At 69.7% G+C, this 20,052-nt stretch carries 19 protein-coding genes; 12 read left to right on the top strand and 7 right to left on the bottom strand.

The annotated features are described in order from the left end of the window. The first annotated feature begins 37 nt into the window (after positions 1–37). Together ABD747_RS24860 and ABD747_RS24855 are read left to right on the top strand one after the other, a co-directional pair. Complete coding sequence (locus tag ABD747_RS24860; protein ID WP_344809803.1) at positions 38–421, top strand: cold-shock protein; 384 nt, start codon at positions 38–40, stop codon at positions 419–421. Positions 422–485: 64 nt separating this feature from the next. Next, the gene (locus ABD747_RS24855; protein WP_344809801.1) at positions 486–1,274 is read left to right on the top strand and encodes a DUF3027 domain-containing protein; all 789 of its coding nucleotides are present in this window, start codon (positions 486–488) and stop codon (positions 1,272–1,274) included. Positions 1,275–1,305: 31 nt separating this feature from the next. On the opposite strand, the gene ABD747_RS24850 is transcribed toward ABD747_RS24855, so the two are convergent. The 3 genes from ABD747_RS24850 to ABD747_RS24840 all read right to left on the bottom strand — a co-directional run bounded on the left by ABD747_RS24850 (position 1,306) and on the right by ABD747_RS24840 (position 3,212). Beyond that, the gene (locus tag ABD747_RS24850) at positions 1,306–1,827 is read right to left on the bottom strand and encodes a MarR family winged helix-turn-helix transcriptional regulator (protein WP_344809799.1); all 522 of its coding nucleotides are present in this window, start codon (positions 1,825–1,827) and stop codon (positions 1,306–1,308) included. Between the two features lie 176 nt (positions 1,828–2,003). Then, on the bottom strand, positions 2,004–2,915 hold the full coding sequence (locus tag ABD747_RS24845) for a GIY-YIG nuclease family protein (RefSeq protein ID WP_344809797.1): 912 nt from the start codon (positions 2,913–2,915) through the stop codon (positions 2,004–2,006). A 21-nt stretch (positions 2,916–2,936) separates the two neighbouring features. Then, positions 2,937–3,212: a DUF2530 domain-containing protein gene (locus ABD747_RS24840; RefSeq protein ID WP_344809795.1), complete on the bottom strand. Its 276-nt coding sequence runs from the start codon at positions 3,210–3,212 to the stop codon at positions 2,937–2,939. 57 nt (positions 3,213–3,269) lie between these two features. Between ABD747_RS24840 and ABD747_RS24835 the strand changes: the two genes are divergently transcribed. Further along, a complete protein-coding gene (locus ABD747_RS24835; protein ID WP_344809793.1) occupies positions 3,270–4,808 on the top strand; it encodes an NCS2 family permease in 1,539 nt (512 codons plus the stop codon). A gap of 69 nt (positions 4,809–4,877) precedes the next feature. Here the strand turns inward: ABD747_RS24835 and ABD747_RS24830 are convergent, their stop codons facing one another. Continuing rightward, positions 4,878–5,555, bottom strand: a complete 678-nt coding sequence (locus tag ABD747_RS24830; protein ID WP_344809791.1) for a TetR/AcrR family transcriptional regulator — start codon at positions 5,553–5,555, stop codon at positions 4,878–4,880. 112 nt (positions 5,556–5,667) lie between these two features. Here ABD747_RS24830 and ABD747_RS24825 point away from each other — a divergent pair, with 112 nt between their 5' ends. From ABD747_RS24825 to ABD747_RS24815, 3 genes are all read left to right on the top strand, one after another. Beyond that, positions 5,668–7,062 carry an MFS transporter gene (locus ABD747_RS24825; RefSeq protein WP_344809789.1) on the top strand — a complete coding sequence of 465 codons (1,395 nt, stop codon included), beginning with the start codon at positions 5,668–5,670 and terminating at the stop codon, positions 7,060–7,062. Positions 7,063–7,110: 48 nt separating this feature from the next. Next, positions 7,111–8,073 (top strand): aldo/keto reductase, encoded by a 963-nt coding sequence (locus ABD747_RS24820; protein ID WP_344809787.1) that lies wholly within the window; start codon positions 7,111–7,113, stop codon positions 8,071–8,073. Positions 8,074–8,171: 98 nt separating this feature from the next. Continuing rightward, complete coding sequence (locus ABD747_RS24815; protein ID WP_344809785.1) at positions 8,172–8,663, top strand: dihydrofolate reductase family protein; 492 nt, start codon at positions 8,172–8,174, stop codon at positions 8,661–8,663. Positions 8,664–8,810: 147 nt separating this feature from the next. Here the strand turns inward: ABD747_RS24815 and ABD747_RS24810 are convergent, their stop codons facing one another. Beyond that, entirely contained in the window at positions 8,811–9,791 is a 981-nt protein-coding gene (locus tag ABD747_RS24810) for an NADPH:quinone reductase (protein WP_344809783.1), read from the bottom strand. 87 nt (positions 9,792–9,878) lie between these two features. Next, positions 9,879–10,325 carry a MarR family winged helix-turn-helix transcriptional regulator gene (locus ABD747_RS24805; RefSeq protein WP_344809781.1) on the bottom strand — a complete coding sequence of 149 codons (447 nt, stop codon included), beginning with the start codon at positions 10,323–10,325 and terminating at the stop codon, positions 9,879–9,881. 127 nt (positions 10,326–10,452) lie between these two features. On the opposite strand from ABD747_RS24805, the gene ABD747_RS24800 reads away from it, so the two are divergent. The 4 genes from ABD747_RS24800 to ABD747_RS24785 all read left to right on the top strand — a co-directional run bounded on the left by ABD747_RS24800 (position 10,453) and on the right by ABD747_RS24785 (position 15,552). Beyond that, positions 10,453–11,346 carry a TolB family protein gene (locus tag ABD747_RS24800; protein WP_344809779.1) on the top strand — a complete coding sequence of 298 codons (894 nt, stop codon included), beginning with the start codon at positions 10,453–10,455 and terminating at the stop codon, positions 11,344–11,346. Between the two features lie 246 nt (positions 11,347–11,592). Beyond that, positions 11,593–12,651, top strand: coding sequence for an EfeM/EfeO family lipoprotein (locus tag ABD747_RS24795; protein WP_344809777.1), 1,059 nt, complete (start codon positions 11,593–11,595; stop codon positions 12,649–12,651). Then, positions 12,648–13,871: a Dyp-type peroxidase gene (locus tag ABD747_RS24790; RefSeq protein ID WP_344809775.1), complete on the top strand. Its 1,224-nt coding sequence runs from the start codon at positions 12,648–12,650 to the stop codon at positions 13,869–13,871. The genes ABD747_RS24795 and ABD747_RS24790 overlap by 4 nt, the downstream gene beginning before the upstream one ends. A 52-nt stretch (positions 13,872–13,923) precedes the next feature. After that, a complete protein-coding gene (locus tag ABD747_RS24785) occupies positions 13,924–15,552 on the top strand; it encodes a phospholipase C (protein ID WP_344809773.1) in 1,629 nt (542 codons plus the stop codon). A 50-nt stretch (positions 15,553–15,602) separates the two neighbouring features. On the opposite strand, the gene ABD747_RS24780 is transcribed toward ABD747_RS24785, so the two are convergent. Then, a complete protein-coding gene (locus tag ABD747_RS24780) occupies positions 15,603–16,217 on the bottom strand; it encodes a TetR/AcrR family transcriptional regulator (protein WP_344809771.1) in 615 nt (204 codons plus the stop codon). Between the two features lie 104 nt (positions 16,218–16,321). Here ABD747_RS24780 and ABD747_RS24775 point away from each other — a divergent pair, with 104 nt between their 5' ends. Both ABD747_RS24775 and ABD747_RS24770 read left to right on the top strand, forming a co-directional pair. Continuing rightward, entirely contained in the window at positions 16,322–17,155 is an 834-nt protein-coding gene (locus ABD747_RS24775) for an MBL fold metallo-hydrolase (protein ID WP_344809769.1), read from the top strand. 235 nt (positions 17,156–17,390) lie between these two features. Next, positions 17,391–19,991 carry a GH32 C-terminal domain-containing protein gene (locus tag ABD747_RS24770; RefSeq protein ID WP_344809768.1) on the top strand — a complete coding sequence of 867 codons (2,601 nt, stop codon included), beginning with the start codon at positions 17,391–17,393 and terminating at the stop codon, positions 19,989–19,991. Positions 19,992–20,052 lie beyond the last annotated feature (61 nt).

Here is a 20,052-nt window from a genome sequence, read left to right as displayed (position 1 = left end):
TCGCGCCAGCGACGACGATCAAGTGAGGGTAGTAGCAGTGCCGGTTGGCAAGGTGCGGTTCTACGACGCCGAAAAGGGCTTCGGCTTCCTGACCAAGGACGAGGGCGGGGACGTGTATGTGCGTTCCAGCGCACTGCCCGCCGGGGTCACCTCGTTGAAGTCCGGCCAGAAGGTCGAGTTCGGTGTGGTCGAGGGCCGCAAGGGCGAGCAGGCGCTGTCGGTGCGGGTGCTGGAGACCCCGCCGTCGCTGTCCAAGGCGCACCGCAAGCCGACCGAGCAGATGACCGTCATCGTCGAGGATCTGATCAAGATGCTGGACGGGGTCGGCAATGGTTACCGCCGAGGCCGCTACCCGGACTCGCGGACTAGCCAGAAGCTCGCGACCGTGCTGCGCGCGGTCGCCGACGAGCTCGAGCTCTGACGACGACTCCCGCCGGTCGGCGCTGCGCGCGCCGGCCCGGCCACCGGCTGCGAGGATAGGACGCATGGCGACCACCAGGACCCGAGCGTCGAAGCTCGACCAGATCTGCGCCGACGCGGTGGAGCTCGCCCGCGAGGCGGCGGAGGACGCGTCCGACGTCGTGGCGGTCGGCGCGCATCTGGGGACGTACGCCGACGCGGAGCGGGTCGTCACCCATACCTTCGCCGCCGAGCATCCCGGGTACGCCGGCTGGCGCTGGTCGGTCACGCTGGTCCGGGCGTCCCGGGCGAAGCAACCGACCGTGAACGAGGTCGTGCTGCTGCCCGGCACCGATTCGTTGCTGAGCCCGGACTGGGTGCCGTGGGCCGAGCGCGTGCAGGCCGGCGACGTGACGCCCGGACTGCTGATGCCGACACCCGACGACGACCCCCGGCTGGAGCCCGGATTCACCGGCGGCGACGCCGCGGCGGACCTGGAGCCGGCTGACGCCACCCTTGCGCGGATCGTGGTCGCGGAGCTCGGACTGGGCCGCGAGCGGGTGCTCAGCCCGTACGGCCGGGACGAGGCGGCCGAGCGCTGGCTAGCCGGCGACGGCGGCCCGGACAACCAGATGACCAAGCTCGCTCCCGGAGTCTGCGAGACCTGCGGGTTCTTCGTCCGGCTGCAGGGCGGCCTGGCCGACCTGTTCGGGGTGTGCGCGAACGTGTACGCCGCCTCCGACGGCAGGGTCGTCAGCGTCGACCACGGTTGCGGCGCGCACTCCAAGGTCGGACCGCAGAACCAGGCAGAGGATCTGCCGGCGCCGGTCTGGGAGACGATCGAGTGGGACGAGCCGATCTCCCTCTTCGACTGACCCCGTTCGGCCGATGCCAGGGGGCCGAGCGCTACAGCTCGGTCGAGTCCAGGTTGTCGATCATTCCCTCTAGCAGCTCCGCCAGCCGGTCGACCTGATCGTCCGCGAGGTCGGCGAGCAGGCCCGACTCGACCACGTTGGCCTCGCGGATGGCGGTGGCGAACAGCTGCCAGCCGGCGTCGGTCGGACGGACCAGGATCCGCGTCCGGTTGGTCGGGTCGACCTCGCGGGTGATCAGGCCTCGCGCGAGCATTCGGTCCAGCCGGTGCGTCATCGACGACGGTGCGATGTGTCCCTCGGCGGCGAGCTGGCTCGGCGTCAGTGCCTGGCCGTCACTCATCCGGCCCAGCGCGCTCAGCACGGCCCACTCGCCGGAGCTGAGGCCATATCCGGACAGCTGTTCGTCGTACCAGCGGTTCAGCCGCCTGGACAGCCGGTGCACGGCGGTGATCACCCGCTGGACGGATTCGTCCGCGCCGGCCGCGACGTAGGCCGCGACCTCGGCGCGGACGGCCTCCATCTCCCGGTGCCCGGTGCCGCTCGAGGTGACCACGGGCCCATTTTGGCGTCTCGTGCGCTGCGCGGCCAGGTTGAGTCGCGTGTCGCCCATCGACCCGACGCGAATCGGCAAGCGTTTTCCGAGGCCACTTTCCGCCGCACGCGGTCGATCCGCGACATGACCAGCCCCGGCGTCGCGTCAGCCGCGCGACCCGACCCTGATGGTCGCCACTAGGAGCCCTCCCCGTTCAGCAGCCGGGCGGCGAGCTCGGCGTTGCGCCGGGCGAACGCCTCCCAGCGCACCGGCGTGGCGAGCACCCGATCGCGGGCCGACCGCTCGGACGCGAGTCGACGCGTCCAGGTACACATCCGGCCGGCCCGTACGTCGTAGCGCACGAGCACTCCGTCGGCCCAGCCGCACACCTCCTCGTCGCTGCGGTCGAGGGTGGTCGCCTTCTGCTCCGCGGTGATCCAGTCCAGGGCCGCGATCTCCTCCTGGATCTTCGCCGCGAACTCGAACCGGAGCTCTGCCGTGGCCCGGTCCCGGCGGCGGACGAGCTTGGATCGCGTCGCCGAGACCGCGCTCGGCTCCCGTTCCAGCACTGCAACCGCCGTGGCCACCAACGCCTCGCGATCGGCCGGCCCGACGCCGAACAGCACGGCGAACTCGCGGGAGCTGCCGCCGGTCGCGACAGCGTACGGCAGCGGCAGCACCCGATGCACGGCCGAGATGGCCTGGCGAACCCGGAGACCACCCAGGTACGGACCGAAGTGGCGGCCGGGGCCGTCGGCCTCGTGAACGAATCGCAGTCCGGCGATGCGCGACGGGTCCAGCCGGATCAGGCCGACGACCTCGCTGCCCCCCTCGATCCGGTTCCACCGCGGGCGGGAGCGTTGCAGCAGATTGCGCTCCAGCCACGCCGCTTCGTGCTCGGAGTCGCACCACGTCGCCTCGACGGAGGCGATCCGGCGCACCATCGCGACCAGCCGCGGGCGGTCGCCGAGCCGTCCCCAGTAGGACTGCACCCGGCGTCGCAGATTGCCGGCCCGACCGATGTACAGGACCCGGCCGTCCGGGTCGCGGAATCGGTAGACGCCGGGTCCGTCCGGCAGTCGTCGGGCGACGAGGCGCGGATCGCTCATCGCGGGCTCCGCTCGTTCGGCTCAGCGAGCCCGGCGGCGGCGCCAGCAGTACACCAGCCCGATCAGGCCCAGCACGACGCCGGCGAACGCCACGGCCAGCCACCATTCGTCTCCGGCCGCCGCCAGCCGGCCGTACAGCAGCACCAGCACCACCGCCGCGACCGCGAAGGCGATCGTGCCGACCGTGGTCACCACGATGCCGTCCTCGTCCAGCGGCGCGATCGGCGCCTGGACCAGCAAGCCGTGCGCGACCGGATCCGCCGGCTGCTCGCCGGCGACCTCGCCCGGGTCGGTCATGTAACAGACATTAGCCACCTGCCCCGAACCGGCTGAGGAGATCCTTAGGATCGCCCCATGGTCACCAAGTCGCCCAAGGCCGCGCCGACGCCGTCACACGAGCAGCAGATCTCCTCGATCGACGCCTACTTCGGCATCACCGCCCGCGGCTCGACGATCGCGCGGGAGGTCCGCGGCGGTCTCGTCACGTTCTTCACGATGGCCTACATCATCGCCCTCAACCCGCTGATCATCGGCACCGCGCCGGACGGTCAGGGGAACCTGCTCGGCGGGGCGCCGTACAAGGATGCGGCGGGGGCGGTGATCGGGGCGAACGTCGACCATGCGATCACCCTGGTCGCCGCGGCCACCGCGCTGGTCGCCGGCGTGATGACCATCCTGATGGGGGTGATCGGCCGCTTCCCGATCGGCATCGCCACCGGGCTGGGCCTGAACGCCCTGCTCGCCTTCAGCATCGCGCCCAGGATGACCTGGCCGCAGGCGATGGGACTGATCGTGATCGAGGGCCTGCTGATCACGCTGCTGGTCTTCACCGGGTTCCGGACGGCGGTCTTCAAGGCGGTGCCTCGCTCGCTCCGGGTCGGCATCTCGATCGGCATCGGCCTGTTCATCGCATTCGTCGGGCTGTTCGACGGCGGGATCGTCCGCAAGCCGGCCGGTACGCCGCCGGTCGAGCTCGGCATCAACGGCTCGCTGATCGGCTGGCCGATGCTGGTGTTCGTGATCGGGCTCTTCCTGGTGGCGATCTTGTGGGCGAAGAAGGTCAAGGGCGCGATGCTGATCTCGATCGCGGCCACCACCCTGGTCGCGGTCATCATCGAGGCCATCGCCCACGTCGGCGCGAAGGTCGGCGATCAGAACCCGACCGGCTGGGCGCTCAACGTGCCAGAGTTCAACGGGATCATCGCCGTGCCGGACCTGAGCCTGATCGGCAACGTCAGCGTGTTCGGGGCGTTCGGGCCGGCCTTCTCGGGTGGGTTCGACCTGCACGTCTTCCTGCCGCTGGTGCTGCTGATCTTCTCCCTGCTGCTGGCGGACTTCTTCGACACGATGGGCACGGTCGTCGCGGTCGGGGCGGAGGGCAACCTGCTCGACGAGCGCGGCCACCCGCCGCACCTGGGCGCCGTCCTGGCCGTCGACTCGGTCGCCGCCGCTGCCGGTGGCTTCGGCTCGGTCTCGTCCAACACCTCCTACATCGAATCGGCGTCAGGCGTCGGTGAGGGGGCCCGCACCGGTCTCGCCTCGGTCGTCACCGGCGTCGGGTTCTTGCTGGCCATGTTCTTCGCGCCGCTGATCAACATCGTGCCGTCCGAGGCCGCGACGCCCGCACTGGTCTTCGTCGGCTTCTTGATGATGAGCCAGGTCACCAAGGTCGAGTGGGACGACATCGAGGAGGGTCTGCCCGCGTTCCTGACCATGGCCCTGATGCCGTTCACCTTCTCCATCACCATCGGCATCGGCGCCGGCTTCATCATGTACGTCGTGCTGAAGTCGGTGCGTGGCAAGGCGCGCCAGGTGCACCCGCTGATGTGGGTGGTCGCCGGACTGTTCGTCGTCTACTTCATCCAGGGCGTGCTGACCAAGCTCGTCAGCTGACCGCACGACCCGCGCGGCGGTCCTCCTCGGATCCGTTCGCGGAGCTTCGAGCGATCCCCGGACGCGTGATCAGCCGATCGCGGTGCTCCGACTGGTGGGACCCATGACCGCGTGGGTCTGGTCGCTGGTCAGCGCCGCGACCGGCAGCGGCGTCGGACTGCCCGGCCTTGCGCGCAGGCCGTCGAGCAACAGCCGCAGATAGCGGCGGTACAGGTCGGGATGCGCGTCGCGGGAACGCGTCATGATGGCGTTCAGACCGACCTGGATGAAGGTCAGGTCCGTGCCCTCGATGTCCTCGCGCAGAACGCCGGCCTCGCGTGCCCGCGCAACGAGGGCGCGATTCTTCGGGGCCATGACCTCCCGGTTCCAGTCGTACTGCTCGACGCTGATCCGATCGCCGCTGACGATCTGCGCCAACCCGCGGTCGCGCAGCTGGAGAGCCAGCGCCGTCTCCAGATAGCCGACCAGCCCGTGCCAGGGGTCGGGGTCGACCAGGCCGGCATCGGCGGCGGCAGCCAGCTCGACGGTCTGCCCGGCGAAGATCGCAGCCAGCAGCTCGCCCTTGTTCGCGAACCGTCGATACGCGGTGCCGACGCCGACCCCGGCGTGCCGGGCGATGTCGTCCAGGGTCACCTCGAGTCCTTGCTCGGCAAACAGCTCACGGGCGGCGACCAGCAGCCGTTCCCGGTTCCGTACGGCGTCACGTCGCATGGCTCGCGCCTTCTTCGGCGCGCCGGTCTCGGTCATGCCTCCCATCCTATCCGATCCGGAGAGACAACCTCCGGATTAGGTGCTACGCTGAGCGTATCTGGAGGCAGTCACTCCGCTTAGGCGGTGTGGCGAAGAGAGACGGGAATTGATGTCAGTCGTCACCGAGAACCGGCCGGCCCGCGCCGCCTATCTGCCCAACGGCCCGCATGCCCGGGTCGCGGTCGCAATCGCCTCGCTCGGGTTCTTCTTGATCACCCTGGACATCTCCATCGTGAATGTCGCTCTGGCCCAGATCCGCGCCGAGCTGGGTGGCGGCACGGTCGGACAGCAGTGGATCATCGACGGTTACACCCTGCTGTTCGCCGCCCTGCTGCTGTTCGCCGGCAACCTGTCCGACCGGATCGGCGCCAAACGGGCACTGGCCCTCGGCGTCGTCGTCTTCGGGCTGACCTCCGCGGCGTGTGCGCTCGCACCGAGCGCGGCGCTGCTGATCGCTGCCCGCTGCGCGCAGGGCGCCGGGGCGGCGATCATGCTGCCCGCGTCCATGTCGCTGGTCCGCGAGGCCTTTCCCGACCCGGCCCGCCGCGCGCGAGCTCTCGGCGTGTGGGCCGTCGGCGGCGCGGTGGCCGGACTCGTCGGCCAGCCGCTGGGCGGCTTCCTCACCACGTTCGACTGGCGCTGGGTGTTCACCATCAACCTTCCGGTCTGCGCCGGCATGCTCGTCCTGCTCACCATCGTGGCCCGCTCACCGATCCGCCCGGCGCCGTTCGACTGGGCCGGACAGATCCTTGCCGTCATCGGCATGTCCACCCTGATCTACGGGCTGATCGAGGGCGGCCACGCAGGATTCGGCACCGTGCCGGTCATCGTGGCGCTGACCGTCGCCGTGGCCGGTCTGGTCGGCTTCGTCATCGTCCAGGCCCGCGTCCGGCACCCGATGATGCCGCTCGAGCTGTTCCGGGCACGCGGATTTCGACTCGCCCTGCCGGTCGGGTTCGCTTTCATGGTCGGCAACTACGGCAATGTGTTCGTGGTCAGTCTCTTCCTTCAGCAGCAGCTCGGGCTGTCACCCCTGCACGCGGGTCTGGTCTTCCTGCCGTCGGCGTTCTTCGCCATCACCGCCAACCTGGCCAGCGGCCCGGTCACGAACCGATTCGGTGCCCGGCTCCCCGTCGTCGCCGGGCTGACCTCGATGGCGGTGGGCCTCGCGGCCCAGGTGATCACCGCACCGCTCGGCAGCCCGATCCTGGTGGCTTTGTGCCTCATCCCGGTCGGTGCCGGTGGCGCACTGGCCATGCCCTCGGTGACCGGCGTGGTGCTCGAAGGAGTGCCCGGCCGCCAGGCCGGAACGGCCAGCGCGGTGTTCAACACGTTCCGCCAGGTCGGCGGGGCCGTCGCGATCGCCGTGTTCGGTGCCATGATCGCCGACCCCGACCAGGTCGTCGGCGGGCTGCGCCTGAGTCTGGGCATCGCCACCACCCTGCTCCTGCTGGCCGCCCTCAGCAGCCTCCGGATCCAGCCCCGCACCGACCCCTTGGCCTGACCCCGGTCTGGCAGGCAGCCAGGACCACCCCCCGACGAAAGGACGACCATGGAGTACGTACGACTCGGCCGCACCGGCCTCCGCGTCAGCCGGATCGCCCTGGGATGCATGAGTTACGGCGATCCCGGGTTCCACCAGTGGACGCTGGACGAAGAGGCGTCGGCGCCGTTCTTCCGGCAGGCCGTCGAGCTGGGCATCACGTTCTGGGACACCGCCAACGGCTACGGTGCGGGCACCTCGGAGGAGTTCGTCGGGCGGGCGATGCGGACGTACGCACGCCGTGAGGACATCGTGCTGGCCACGAAGGTGCACAACAAGATGCACGACGGCCCCGGCGGCTCCGGGCTCTCCCGGAAGGCGATCCTCGAACAACTCGATGCGTCGCTGCGCCGGCTGGGAACCGACTACGTCGACCTCTACTACATCCATCGCTTCGACGACGACGTCCCGGTCGAGGAGACCATGGAGGCCCTGCACGACGTGGTCAAGGCCGGCAAGGTCCGCTACCTCGGCGCGTCGTCGATGTGGGCGTGGCAGTTCGCGAAGCTGCAGCATGCTGCCGACCTGGGCGGCTGGACCCGGTTCGTGGCCATGGAGAACCAGTACAACGCGCTCAAACGCGAGGAAGAACGCGAGATGTTGCCGATGTGTCTCGATCTGGGTGTCGGCTGCGTCCCGTACTCGCCGCTGGCCAAGGGACGGCTCGCCCGGCCCTGGGGGTCCAGCACAGCACGCGGCAGCGTGGATCGGGTCGCCAAGAGCTTCGACCTGGACGTGGACCGGCCGGTGGTCGAGGCGGTCCAGCAGGTCGCCGACGAACGCGGACTCGGGATGGCCCAGGTCGCGATGGCCTGGGTCCTGAGCAAGCCCGTGGTGACCGCACCCATCGTCGGTGCCACCAAACCGCATCATCTGGCCGACGCCGCCGCCGCCGTCGACCTGACCCTCACCGACGACGAGATCCACCGGATCGAGGAGCCCTACACGCCCCAACCTGCCTACTGGTGGTGATGTCGTCCTTCGGCCCCGGCCTGTTGACCCGCGATGACTTTCGTCCGGCTGCACGGTCGTAGCTGGATCGGACCACCAACCGGATCGGAGTACGTCGGATGTCCTCTAGCCGCCAGCTCGTCGTCACGGAGAACATGAGCGCGAACGGCGTGATCGAGTTCCTCGACTCGTGGTTCGACCCGGGCGACCAGACCGACACGGCCGATCTCAACGAGGTCATGCGCGAGCAGATGGCGGGGGAGTCCGCCCTGCTGCTGGGCCGTCAGACCTTCGAGGACTTCCGCGGCTATTGGCCGCTCCAGACCGACGACGAGACCGGGAGCACCGAGCACCTCAACCGGGTGCACAAGTACGTGGTCTCCTCGACGCTCACCGACCCGCAGTGGGAGAACACGACGATCCTCTCCGGCTCCCTGATCGAGGAGGTCCGGTCGCTGAAGGCCACCGGCACCGGCGAGATCGGCATCACGGGCAGCATCAGTGTCGTCCACGCCCTGCTCGCCGCAGACCTGGTCGACCAGGTCCGGCTCTTCGTGTACCCGGTGCTGACCAGCCGCGGGCGCAACCTCGTCCCGAGGGGCTTGCGCTGACCGGACTGTCCTTGACCGACACCCGTCCCTTCCACAGCGGCGTCGTCCTGCTCACCTATGCACGCAGCTGAGTTCACGCCCGGCGGCCGGTGTCGGGTTCCCGGCTTCGCCGGCCGGCCGCGCTGCGTTCCGTACGGCCGGCCGAGGTCAGCGGTCCACCTCGAGCAGCACCCGGCGTCGGTTGTCGGTGTCGACCTGGTCGTGTGCGGCGGCCGCCCGAGCGAGGGGTAACGGTGACGCGATCGGGACGGCCAGCCCGCCGTCGCGAGCGGCAGTGGTGAGGTCGGTCGCGGCGCGTTCCTTGGCCTCGGTGGGGAAGTCGTCGCTGCCGAGCAGCCGGATGGTGATGTTGTCGAACAGCATGGGCCAGAAGTCGAGCCGCGGCCGTGGATCCCGGCTGGCATAGGCGGCGATCACGGCGCCGTTGGCGGCCACCCGAGCGTCGAGGTCGACGTTGTCGGAGAAGGCGACCTCGATGATCCGGTCGACGCCGTCCGGAGCGTGCTGCCGGATCTGCTCGTCGGCCCGGGGATCGTCGAGGCTGACCGCGCGTCGGGCGATCCGCCCGTCCAGTTCGGCCAGGTCGGCACGACGGCGGACTGTCACGATCACGGTGGCCCCGCCCCAACCGGCGAGCTGGGCCGCCATCGAACCGACCGCACCGAGTGCGCCGTGCACCAGCACGGTGAGGCCGGCCACCGGACCGTCCGCGAACACGGCGCGGTGCGCGGTGATCCCGGGTATGCCGAGGCAGGCAGCGAGCGCGTCATCGACCTCGTCGGGAAGCGGCACCGCGGTGGCTGCCGGCACGACCGTGTACTCGGCCGCCGTCCCGAAGGGGCGGTAGGACTGCGCGCCGTAGACCCACACCCGCTGCCCGGCTCGGCTCGGCTCGACCCCGGCGCCGACCAGGTCGATCACGCCGGAACCGTCGCTGTGCGGAATCACCCGCGGGTAGGCCATGGTGGAGTTGAAGTAGCCCGTGCGCTTCTTGGTGTCGCCCGGGCTGATCCCGGAGTAGCGCACCCGCACCCGGACCTCGCCCGGACCGGGAACCGGGTCGGGGAGGTCGCCGATCCGGAGGACCTCGGCCGCCGGTCCCTGGCGATCATAGAAGACGGCTCTCATCGTCGATTCCTTCCTGTGCTGGGCCGGGCCGGTGCGGGCACCCAGGCCGGCCGGGTGACCGCGGTGAGTGGTCGGGAGCAGGCGCGGTCACACCGCGACCCCCGGGCTGGGCTCACCCAGGCGTGTCTGCAGCCGGCGCAGGGTGGCGGTGGTGGCCTCCACGTCCTCGTCCGCGAGGGCCCGGGACAGCGCGTGTGCGAACACCTGGATCGCCGCCGCCAGCGCATGCTCGCCGGCGGGCGTCAATGCGATCAACGAGGACCGCCGGTTCGCCGGGTTCGGGCCGCGGGCGGCGAGGCCGTCGCGCTCGAGCCGGTCCACCAGCTTGCTCGCCGCGCCCACCGTGATGCCGATGGCCTCGCTCAGATCCTGCACCCGCGCCAGGCCGTCATAGCGATCCACCACCCGCAACGCATGCAGCTGGCCCAGGCTGATCGCGCCGTGCCGAGTCAGCTCGCCGTCGATCGCACTCCACAGCGCGACCTCGTACCCCACCAGGACGTCGAAGAACTCCACGATCCCGCTCAATTCCATTATCAGGATGATTATTCCTAGGAATATACCGCACCGGTCGGCCATCGACTCGTACCGTGCGCCATGCTCGAGGTGACGGCGCCGCCCCGGTACCCGCCGAGCCGGCCCGAGCGAGAGGACACGACAGATGGCACTGTTCCGCACGCTGGCCCCGGGGCAGGTCACCCGGATCCACGTCTACGACACCGCGGCCGGCAGCGACGTCGTCGTGTACGAAAGCCGCGAGGTGTTGTTCGAAGCGCCGAACTGGTCTCTGCAGACCGACACCCTCTTCGTCAACGGCGACGGCGTGCTGTGGGCCCTCGACGCCGTCGAGGGTGCGGTGCCCGAACGGATCGACCACGACGCGCTGCCGTCGATCAACAACGACCACGTCCTCGACCCCGACGGTGTGCACGTCTATCTGTCCGCGATGGACGGGCACATCTATCGGGCCGGCCTGGCCGGTGGTCCGGTGGAGCGGGTCACCGGCGACGACGGTGTCTGGCACTACCTGCACGGCGTATCCCCCGACGGGCAACGGCTGGCCTACGTACGGATGGCCTCGTTCGACCAGCCCGGTGCGCTCGCCGTCGCCGGCTCGCGAGCACAGCCGGACGGTGCGGACGTCTACTCGATCCTCGATACCGGTCCGGGCCACATCGACGGCCCGGAGTGGTCTCCCGACGGCAGCTGGATCTATTTCAACACCGAACGCTGGGCCGACGCGCCCGGCCACGCCCAGATCGCCCGCCTCCCCGACGGCGGCGGCGAGGTGCAACGACTCGTCACCAGTCACACGGTCGACTGGTTCCCGCACCTCTCACCCGACGGTCGCACCGCGGTCTACCTGGAGTTCCCGCCCGGGACCGAAGGTCACCCGGCCGATCTCGACGTCGCCCTCGTCGTCGTGGACGTCGACGACTGGACGACACCCCGGGCGCGGATCCGGCTGCCCGGCGGGCAGGGCACGATCAACGTCAACAGCTGGGCCTCGGACTCCCGGCGCTTCGCCTACGTGTCCTACCCGACCCAGCCCTAGCGGCCCGGCCCCAGCGCTAGGGGCCCGGCCCGCCGGGAGCGAGATCGGTTCGTGCGGTCGCCGAGAAATGGTGCCGGTCGAGATCTATACAACGACTAACGATGCACTATCGTCAGTTCGGTGCAGCCAGCGGAGAGGCGAGCACGGCGTGCCGCATTCTCCTTGATCATCGCGCTCGCGCTCGCCGGTTGCGCCGGCAGCCCGGGTCCCAGTCCCGTGCCTGCGGGCGGGGCGTCGTCGAGCCCGGTGACGAACGTCGTCGTCTCGACCGGCGCCTGCGGTCAGGGGTGGACGGCCACCGGCGCGGGTCGACAGCGATTCCGGCTGCGAAACACCGACACTCGCCCCGGTGAGGTGTACCTGGTCGATGCGGCCACCGGCGGCGTGGTCGCGAGCGTCGATGATCTCGGGCCCGGCACCGTCACACCGATGACTGTCGATCTGGGCGGTGGACGGTATCGGTTCGAGTGCGTGATGGAGGATGCGGCAGTCGTCCGCGGCGCGGTGGTGGCGGTGGCCGGCGCGCCGGGGGTGGCGGGCGTCCGCCCGGTGAGCATGCAGGACCTGATCCCGGCCACGAAGGCGTACGAGGCGTACGTCCGCAAGCAGCTGCCGAATCTGGTCACCCTCGTCGATCGGCTCGACCGCGACGTACGCACCGGTCGGCTCGCCCGGGCTCGGCACGACTGGCTGGCCGCACACCTGGCCTACGAACGTCTCGGCGCAGCCTACGGGGCGTTCGGTGACGTCGACGACGCGGTCAACGGCAGGGCGGCGGGGCTCCAGGACGGCGTCCGCGACAGCCGGTTCACCGGATTCCACCGGATCGAGTACGGCCTGTGGCACGGGCAGCCGGCGGCGGAGATCAGGCCGTACACCGCCGGACTGGTGCGCGACGTCCGCGATCTGGCGCGGGCCTTCGCCAGCGCTCGGATCGACCCTCTCGACGTGTCGATCCGAGCGCACGAAATCACCGAGAACGCGCTGCAGTTCGAGCTGAGCGGCCGCTCGGACTACGGCAGCGGCAGCGCGCTGGCCACCGTTCGGGCGAACCTCGACGGCACCCGGGTCGTGCTGGACCTGCTCCGCCCGCTGCTCGCTCCTCGCTACCCGGCCGCGCGGCTGGTGGACCACCGGATCTCCCGGACGATGGCAGATCTGGAGGCGATCCGACGTCACGGGACCTGGCCGTCGCTCGCCGCCCTGAGCCGATCCCAGCGCGAGCAGATCGACGCCGACGTCTCGGAGCTGACCGAGCTGCTCGCGCCGGTGGCCAGCATCCTCGAACCGAGGCGGACGTCGTGACGGCGTCGCGGTCGAGCATCGGGCGACGAGCGTTCCTGGCCGGGACGGTTGCCGCGGCCGGCGCCGTCGCCGCAGGGCCCGCGGCCTGGGCGGCTGACCCGACCGAACGCTCGGGGCCCGAGCGGGTGCCGTTCACCGGTGAGCACCAGGCCGGCATCGTCGAGGAAGCGCGCCCGGCCGCGGCGTTCGCGTCCTTCGACGTCACCGCCCGGGACAAGGCGGAGCTCGGGGTCTTGATGCAGCGGCTGACCGACCGGGCCCGGGCCCTGACCGACGGCGCCGTTCCGACGAACCCGGGAATCGCGACGCCGCCGATGGACGCCGGCTTGCTCGGCCCGGAACCGCCGGCCGGACGCCTCACCGTCACCGTCGGCGTCGGCGCGAGCCTGTTCGACCACCGATACGCGCTGACCGCGCTGAAGCCCAGGCGGCTGCGCCCGATGGACACGTTCGCCGACGACGACCTCGATCCCGCCCAGTGCCACGGCGACCTGCTGCTGCAACTGTGCGCCGACTCCCACGACGTCGTGCTGAACGCGCTCCGCGATCTGACCCGGAGCACGCGCGGGCTGATGCAGCCGCGCTGGCGGATCAACGGCTTCCGGCCCGCACCCAGACCGGACGGCGCGGCGCGAAACCTGATGGGGTTCAAGGACGGAACGGCGAATCCGGATCCGGCCGACGCGGCAGGCATGGACCGGCTGGTCTGGATCCGGCCGGACGGCGGTGAGCCGGCGTGGACGGTCGGGGGCAGCTATCTCGTCGTCCGGACGATCCGGATGCTCGTCGAGTTCTGGGATCGGGTGGGGATCGGTGAGCAGGAGCGGATGCTGGGCCGCCGGAAGGACACCGGCGCTCCGCTCAGCGGCTCGGTGGAGACCGACCTCCCCGACTACTCCGACGACCCGACCGGTGCGGTGACTCCGCTGGACAGTCACATCCGGATGGCGAACCCGCGGACTTCCGCGACCGACGGCTCCCGGCTGTTGCGTCGTGCCTACAACTACGACCGCGGCATCGACGTGAACGGGAATCTCGACATGGGGTTGCTGTTCACCTGCTTCCAGCAAGATCTCGACCGGCAGTTCGTCACCGTCCAGAAGCGGCTGGCCGGCGAGCCGCTGGTCGACTACATCTCGCCCGTCGGCGGCGGCTACTTCCTCGCTCTGCCGGGCGTGACCGACGAGCGGGACAGCTACGCGAGCGGACTGTTGAGCTGATGTGCCAGGCGCCACCCGACGCCCGGGAGTCCTCACCGAAAGGGGCGGGAACGTGCTCTCCAGGAAGATCAAGTACGTGTGTGTGGCGTCGGCCGGGATGCTGGCAGCCGCCGTGCTCGGCGCCTTCGGACCCGGGCCGGCGGCGCAGGCCGATCTCGAGGTCGGGCCGCGGGGCGGGCCGCCCAGCTCGACGGCGACCCCGATCAAGCACCTGGTGGTGATCTTCGACGAGAACATCTCCTACGACCACTACTTCGGGACGTACCCGTATGCGGCGAACACCGACGGCACCCGGTTCCGGGCATCGCGTCGCACGCCCTGGAACAACAACCTGGTCACCGCGCACCTGCTCCGGCGCAACCCGAATCTGTACACGCCGCAGCGGCTGTCGCACGAACAGGCGTCCACCTGCGACCAGAACCACAACTACCTGCCCGAGCAGAAGGCGGCCAACGGCGGCCGGAACGACAAGTACGTCGAGAACGTCAGCGTCGACACCTGCACCGGCCTGTACGGCTCGCCGGGCCTGACCATGGACTATTTCGACGGCAACACCGTCACGGCGATGTGGAACTACGCTCAACACTTCGCCCTGTCCGACAACTTCTACGACACGATCTTCGGGCCGTCGACGCCGGGTGCGGTCAACCTCGTCTCCGGCAACACCCACGGCGTGCAGGCGGTGACTCCGGACACGCTGCAGCCGACGATCGACCCCAGTGCGGTGGTCGACCCGGACCCGAACGGCATCGGCACGATGATCGCCGACCCGGACCCTGCCTTCGACGACTGCTCCAACAAGAGCCACACCGCCACCAACAACCTCGCGGTGATGCACGGGGTGAACATCGGCGATCGGCTCAACGAGCGGAACGTCAGCTGGGGCTGGTTCCAGGGCGGCTTCCGGCCGACCACGGTGGCGAGCGGCTCGACCCCGGCGGCCTGCCTGACCGCGCATCCGAACCTCGCCGGGGCGAGCGTGGTCGACTACAGCCCGCACCACGAGCCGTTCCAGTACTACGCGTCGACCGCCAACCGGCACCACCTGCCGCCGACCTCGGTCGGGGCCATCGGGCACACCGACCGGGCGAACCACCAATACGACCTGACCGACTTCGCGGCGGCGGCTCGGGCGGGGAACCTGCCGGCCGTCAGCTTCCTCAAGGCGGCGCAGTACCAAGACGGCCACGCCGGGTACTCCGACCCGATCGGCGAGCAGCACTTCCTGGTGAACGAGATCAATCTGATCCAGCGCTCGCCGCAGTGGTCGAGCACGGCGATCGTGATCGCCTACGACGACTCCGACGGCTGGTACGACCACCAGTCGGTGCCCCTGCTGAACGGGTCGAACTCGCCCACCGGCAACGACTACACCTACTGCGCCGCGGCGGCCGCCACCGTGGGCATGGCCGGGGGCTACCTGGACCGGTGCGGTCCGGGACCGCGGCTGCCGATGCTGGTCATCTCGCCGTACGCCAAGCGCAACCACATCGACCATCGGCAGCTGGAGCAGACGTCCATCATCAAGTTCATCGAGCAGAACTGGCATACCCAAGCGATCGGCCACGGCTCCTTCGACGCCAGGGCGACGCCGATCACGTCGATGTTCGACTTCGCCAGGCCTGACTACTCGCGGCTGCTGCTCAACGCCGACGGGTCGCTCCAGCGGGGCCGCCGCTGAGTCGGCCGCCGCGAGCCGCCCGGCAACCGGGCGGCCGCAGGGCCGCCTGCTCAGGTCGGTTGGACGACCTGAGCCTGGGCCACCAGGGCGAACGCGGCGGCGTGCGCGTCGATGTCGGAGGCGCCGAGCAGGGCTCTGCGGGCCAGGAAACCGAGCAAGATCGTGGTGAGGAGCTCGGCCGCCGCGCTCGGATCGGCGCGGGCGTCCAGCACGCCGCTGCTCTGCCAGTGCCGGACGATCGAGGTGAGCCGGTCGCCGACCTGGTTCAGCTCGGCCTCGATCGCGGCGGCGAGCGCAGGTCGGGATCGCGAATGGCTCCAGCCGTGGACGGCGATCCGGGTCAGGTCGACGGGTCCGGGGCCGGCACGGGCGACCATCGCCTGCAGGATCTGGGCCAGGAACTCCCCGGGCGGCGGTGGGTCGGGGAGTTCCAGTATCGGCTGGATCCGCTCGAGCAGCTCGCGGGTGCCGGCAACCACGGCCGCGTCGACCACGGCGTCCTTCCCGTCGAAGTAGCGATAGACGGTGCCTGTGGACAGGCCCGACCGGGCGATGATCATCTCGATCGACACCGCCTCCAGGCCGTGCTCGTCGATGCAGCTCCGGGCGGCGTCCAGGATCTGGTTGCGGCGGCGGTCCCTGGTTGCGGCAGACAGCTTCGGCACGCATCAAGAGTAACGAAGATTCCTTTTCGTTTGATGTTGACTGATGCCGCGGGCGCGAGTCAGACTCGTGGCTGAAGGTTCCTTCTCGTTTGGAGGCCGGGTCCATGTCAGCGCTGAAGGTGCACCATCTCGACTGTGCGCACATCACGGCCATGTCGATCGGCGGCCGGCCGCTGGTCTGCCACGTGCTGCTGATCGAGACCCCGTCCGACGGTCTGGTGCTGGTCGACACCGGTCTGGGGACCGCCGACTACGAAGACCTCTCCTCGAGGCTCGGCTTCTCCTTCGCGAAGCTGTACGCCCGTCCCGCCGCGGAGCCGGCGCGGGCCGCGCTCCACCAGGTGCGGTCCCTGGGCTTCCACCCGTCGGACGTTCGGCATGTGGTGCAGACTCATCTCGATCTGGACCACGTGGGCGGGCTGTCGGACTTCCCCTGGGCGGCCGTGCACGTGCACGCGACCGAACTCGAGGCCGCGTTCCGCCGAAAGGGCCTCAAGGCGCGGAGTCGCTATCGGCCGCCGATGTGGGCGCACGGACCGGACTTCCACACCTACCGCGCGCACGGTGAGCGGTGGCACGGCTTCGATGCCGTTCGGGGACTCGACGGGCTGCCCGAACAGATCCTGATGGTCCCGCTGCCCGGACACACCCTCGGTCACTGCGGAATCGCGGTCGACGCGCGCGACGGCTGGATCCTCGATGCCGGCGACGCCGTCTTCGACCGTCGCCAGCTCGACCCGACGCCTACCGTCGGCTTCCACGTCGGGCTGTTCGAGCGGATCGTGACGACCGACAAGGCCAGGCGGCTGAACAGCAAGGCCCAGCTCCGCGCGCTGGTTGCCGGGCACCCGGACCTGTTCGTGTTCGCCGCGCACGATCCGAGCGGCTTTCCGGCGACGACTCCCCACGACCGCACCGTGGATGCTCCGGCGGGGTGAGGCTAGCTCGGCCCGCTCGGTGACGGGAAACGCCGTTCGGCGACGGGGATAATGGACGCCCGGCCGCCCGCTCACCGTCCGCTGTCGGCCGGGACGGCGACGAAGCCCGCGCCGCTGCGGCAATTTTGACGAGTGCCGATCAGAACCCTTGACCGCCCGAGATGAAAGGCGATATGACTCATCTGACACCGTTATCAGCGTGTCGCGAATGACTCCCGTCGAAGTGAGGATCCCGATGCGCGTGCGCCGTCCGATGGTTGCGGTCTTGATCGGATTGATCGGCTTGCTCGGTCTGGGCGTGGTGGTCGGATGCACCCACAGGTCGACGGCCGTACCCCCTCGACCGCTCGAGCAGTATCGGCCGGCGTACCACTTCACCCCGGACAAGAACTGGATGAACGACCCGAACGGGCTGGTCTACTACCGGGGGACGTACCACCTGTTCTTCCAGCACAATCCGCAAGGCACCACGTGGGGCAACATGAGCTGGGGACACGCCACGTCGACCGACCTGGTGAACTGGACCGAGCAGCCGCTGGCGATCCCGCAGACCTTCGACTCGGAGGGGAACTCGATCGAGGACATCTTCTCGGGGTCGGTGGTCGTCGACGTGAACAACACCAGCGGCTTCGGCACCAGAACGAACCCACCGATGGTGGCGATCTACACCTCCGCCTACACCGCGGCCCATCCCGAGTACGCCGGCCTGCAAGCGCAGTCGCTTGCCTACAGCCTGGACCAGGGCAAGACCTGGCGGAAGTACAGCGGAAACCCGGTGCTCAACCGAAACTCAGCGAACTTCCGCGACCCGAAAGTGTGCGCCTACGACGGGCCGGCCGGCAAGTACTGGGTGATGGTCGCGGTGGAGGCGACCGAGCACCGGGTGCTGATCTACAAGAGCACCGACCTGAAGAACTGGGCCCGGCTGAGCGACTTCGGTCCGGCGAACGCGACCGCCGGCGTGTGGGAGTGCCCGGACCTGTTCCCGATCAAGGTGACGGGTTCCGGTCAGACCAAGTGGGTGATGATCGTCAACCTCAGTCCGGGAAGTGTGGCCGGCGGCAGCGGCGGGCAGTACTTCATCGGGGACTTCGACGGGACGAGGTTCACCTCCGACACCACCGTGACCGGGGATCCGTTGCCGCCCGGGCAGACCCTGGCCGGCTTCGACGACGGCTCGTATGAGAACTGGACCGTTGCCAACGAGCCCGGCAACGCCAAGAACGGGCCGTGGGGGCAGGCGCCCGCGACCGGCACGCTGCCCGGGCAGAACAGCGTCGGCGGGTACGTCGGTGCCGGTCTGGTGAACGGGTTCAACGACGGCGACTGGCCGCTGGGCACGCTGCAGTCGCCGAGCTTCACCATCGGCAAGCCCTACCTGAACTTCCTGGTCGGTGGCGGCAACCACCCGCACGTGGACGGCTCACAGCTGGCGAACGACCCGCCGCCCGGCCGACTGCTGTTCGACGGATTCGAGTTCCCCGACGGAACCGACCTGACGACCGCAGGGTGGGCCCTGACCGGCGACTTCACGCCCGATCGGAACCCGTCGACGGCAGGCGGAGACAACTACATCGGCCGGAAGCGGCTGAACACGTTCGAAGGCGGCCCGAAGGGTGATGACAATGTCGGCACGATGACGTCGCCGGCATTCACCCTCGACCAGGACTACCTGAGCTTCCTGATCGGAGGCGGCGGGCGCACCGACGGCACCCTCCAGGCGGAGCTGCTGATCGGTGACGACGTGGTGCGGACCGCGACCGGCAAGAACGACGGGGTGCTGAACTGGCAGGACTGGGACGTGCGGGATCTGCGCGGCCGGCAGGCCAGGCTGCGCATCGTCGATCAGGCGACGGGCGGCTGGGGCCATCTGACCTTCGACCACCCGGTGCTGGGCGCCGAGCCGGCGAAGGTGCACAGCCTGGAGACATCGGTGAACCTGGTCGTGGACGGCACGATCGTCCGGACCGCGACCGGGGGCAACGGCGAGACACTGGACTGGACCAGCTGGGACGTCCGCGACCTCGTCGGGAAGCAGGCGACGATCAAGATCATCGACAACAATCGCTCGGGTTGGGGTCACGTGCTGGCGGACCAGTTCATGACTGCCGACGCGCCGGCGCCGCCCCGGATCGAGCGCTTCGACTGGCTCGACTGGGGTCGTGACGACTATGCATCCGTCCGGTTCAACGACGCCCCGAACGGCAAGATCATCACTCTCGGCTGGATGAACAACTGGGACTACGCAACCGAGATACCGACCTCGACCTGGCGCAGCTCCATGACGCTGCCTCGGCAACTGTCGCTGGAGCAGACGTCTGCTGGGCTGCGGCTGGTGCAGACCGATGTCCAGGAGATGGCAAACCTGCGGAAGAAGCCGGCACTGCAGCTGCGGCGGACCACGATCGCGGATGAGAGCCTGCTGCCGGTCCGCGGGGATGTGGTGCAGATCGATGCCACCTTCAAGCCGGGCACGGCCGATCGGCTCGGGCTGAGTGTGCTCGGCAACGGGCAGCAGAAGACGGTGATCGGTTACGACGCTCGGACGAGTCGGCTCTATGTCGACCGGACCGGCTCCGGCAACGTGGACTTCCATCCCGCGTTCGCCTCGATCGACGACGCCCCGGTCGTGCTCGCGGACGGACGGCTGAAGCTGCGGGTTTACGTCGACCGCGCGTCGGTCGAGGTCTTCGCGCAGGGCGGTCTTCGGACGATCACCGATCAGGTGTTTCCGCCGGCGGGGGCGGACCGGATCGGGGTGTGGTCGTCCGGCGGGAGTGCGACCATCGAGTCGCTGACCGTCACGCCGCTACGCCCGATGAGCTCGAGGCGCTGACTCGGCGCTCGGCCAGGTCAGGAGAAGCAGCAGGGGGTCGGGAGAAGCAGCAGGGGCGCCG

It is taken from the genome of Microlunatus ginsengisoli, assembly GCF_039537205.1.
In the GTDB taxonomy this organism is placed as follows: domain Bacteria; phylum Actinomycetota; class Actinomycetes; order Propionibacteriales; family Propionibacteriaceae; genus Microlunatus; species Microlunatus ginsengisoli.
This window is presented reverse-complemented; position numbering and strand designations above follow the sequence as displayed.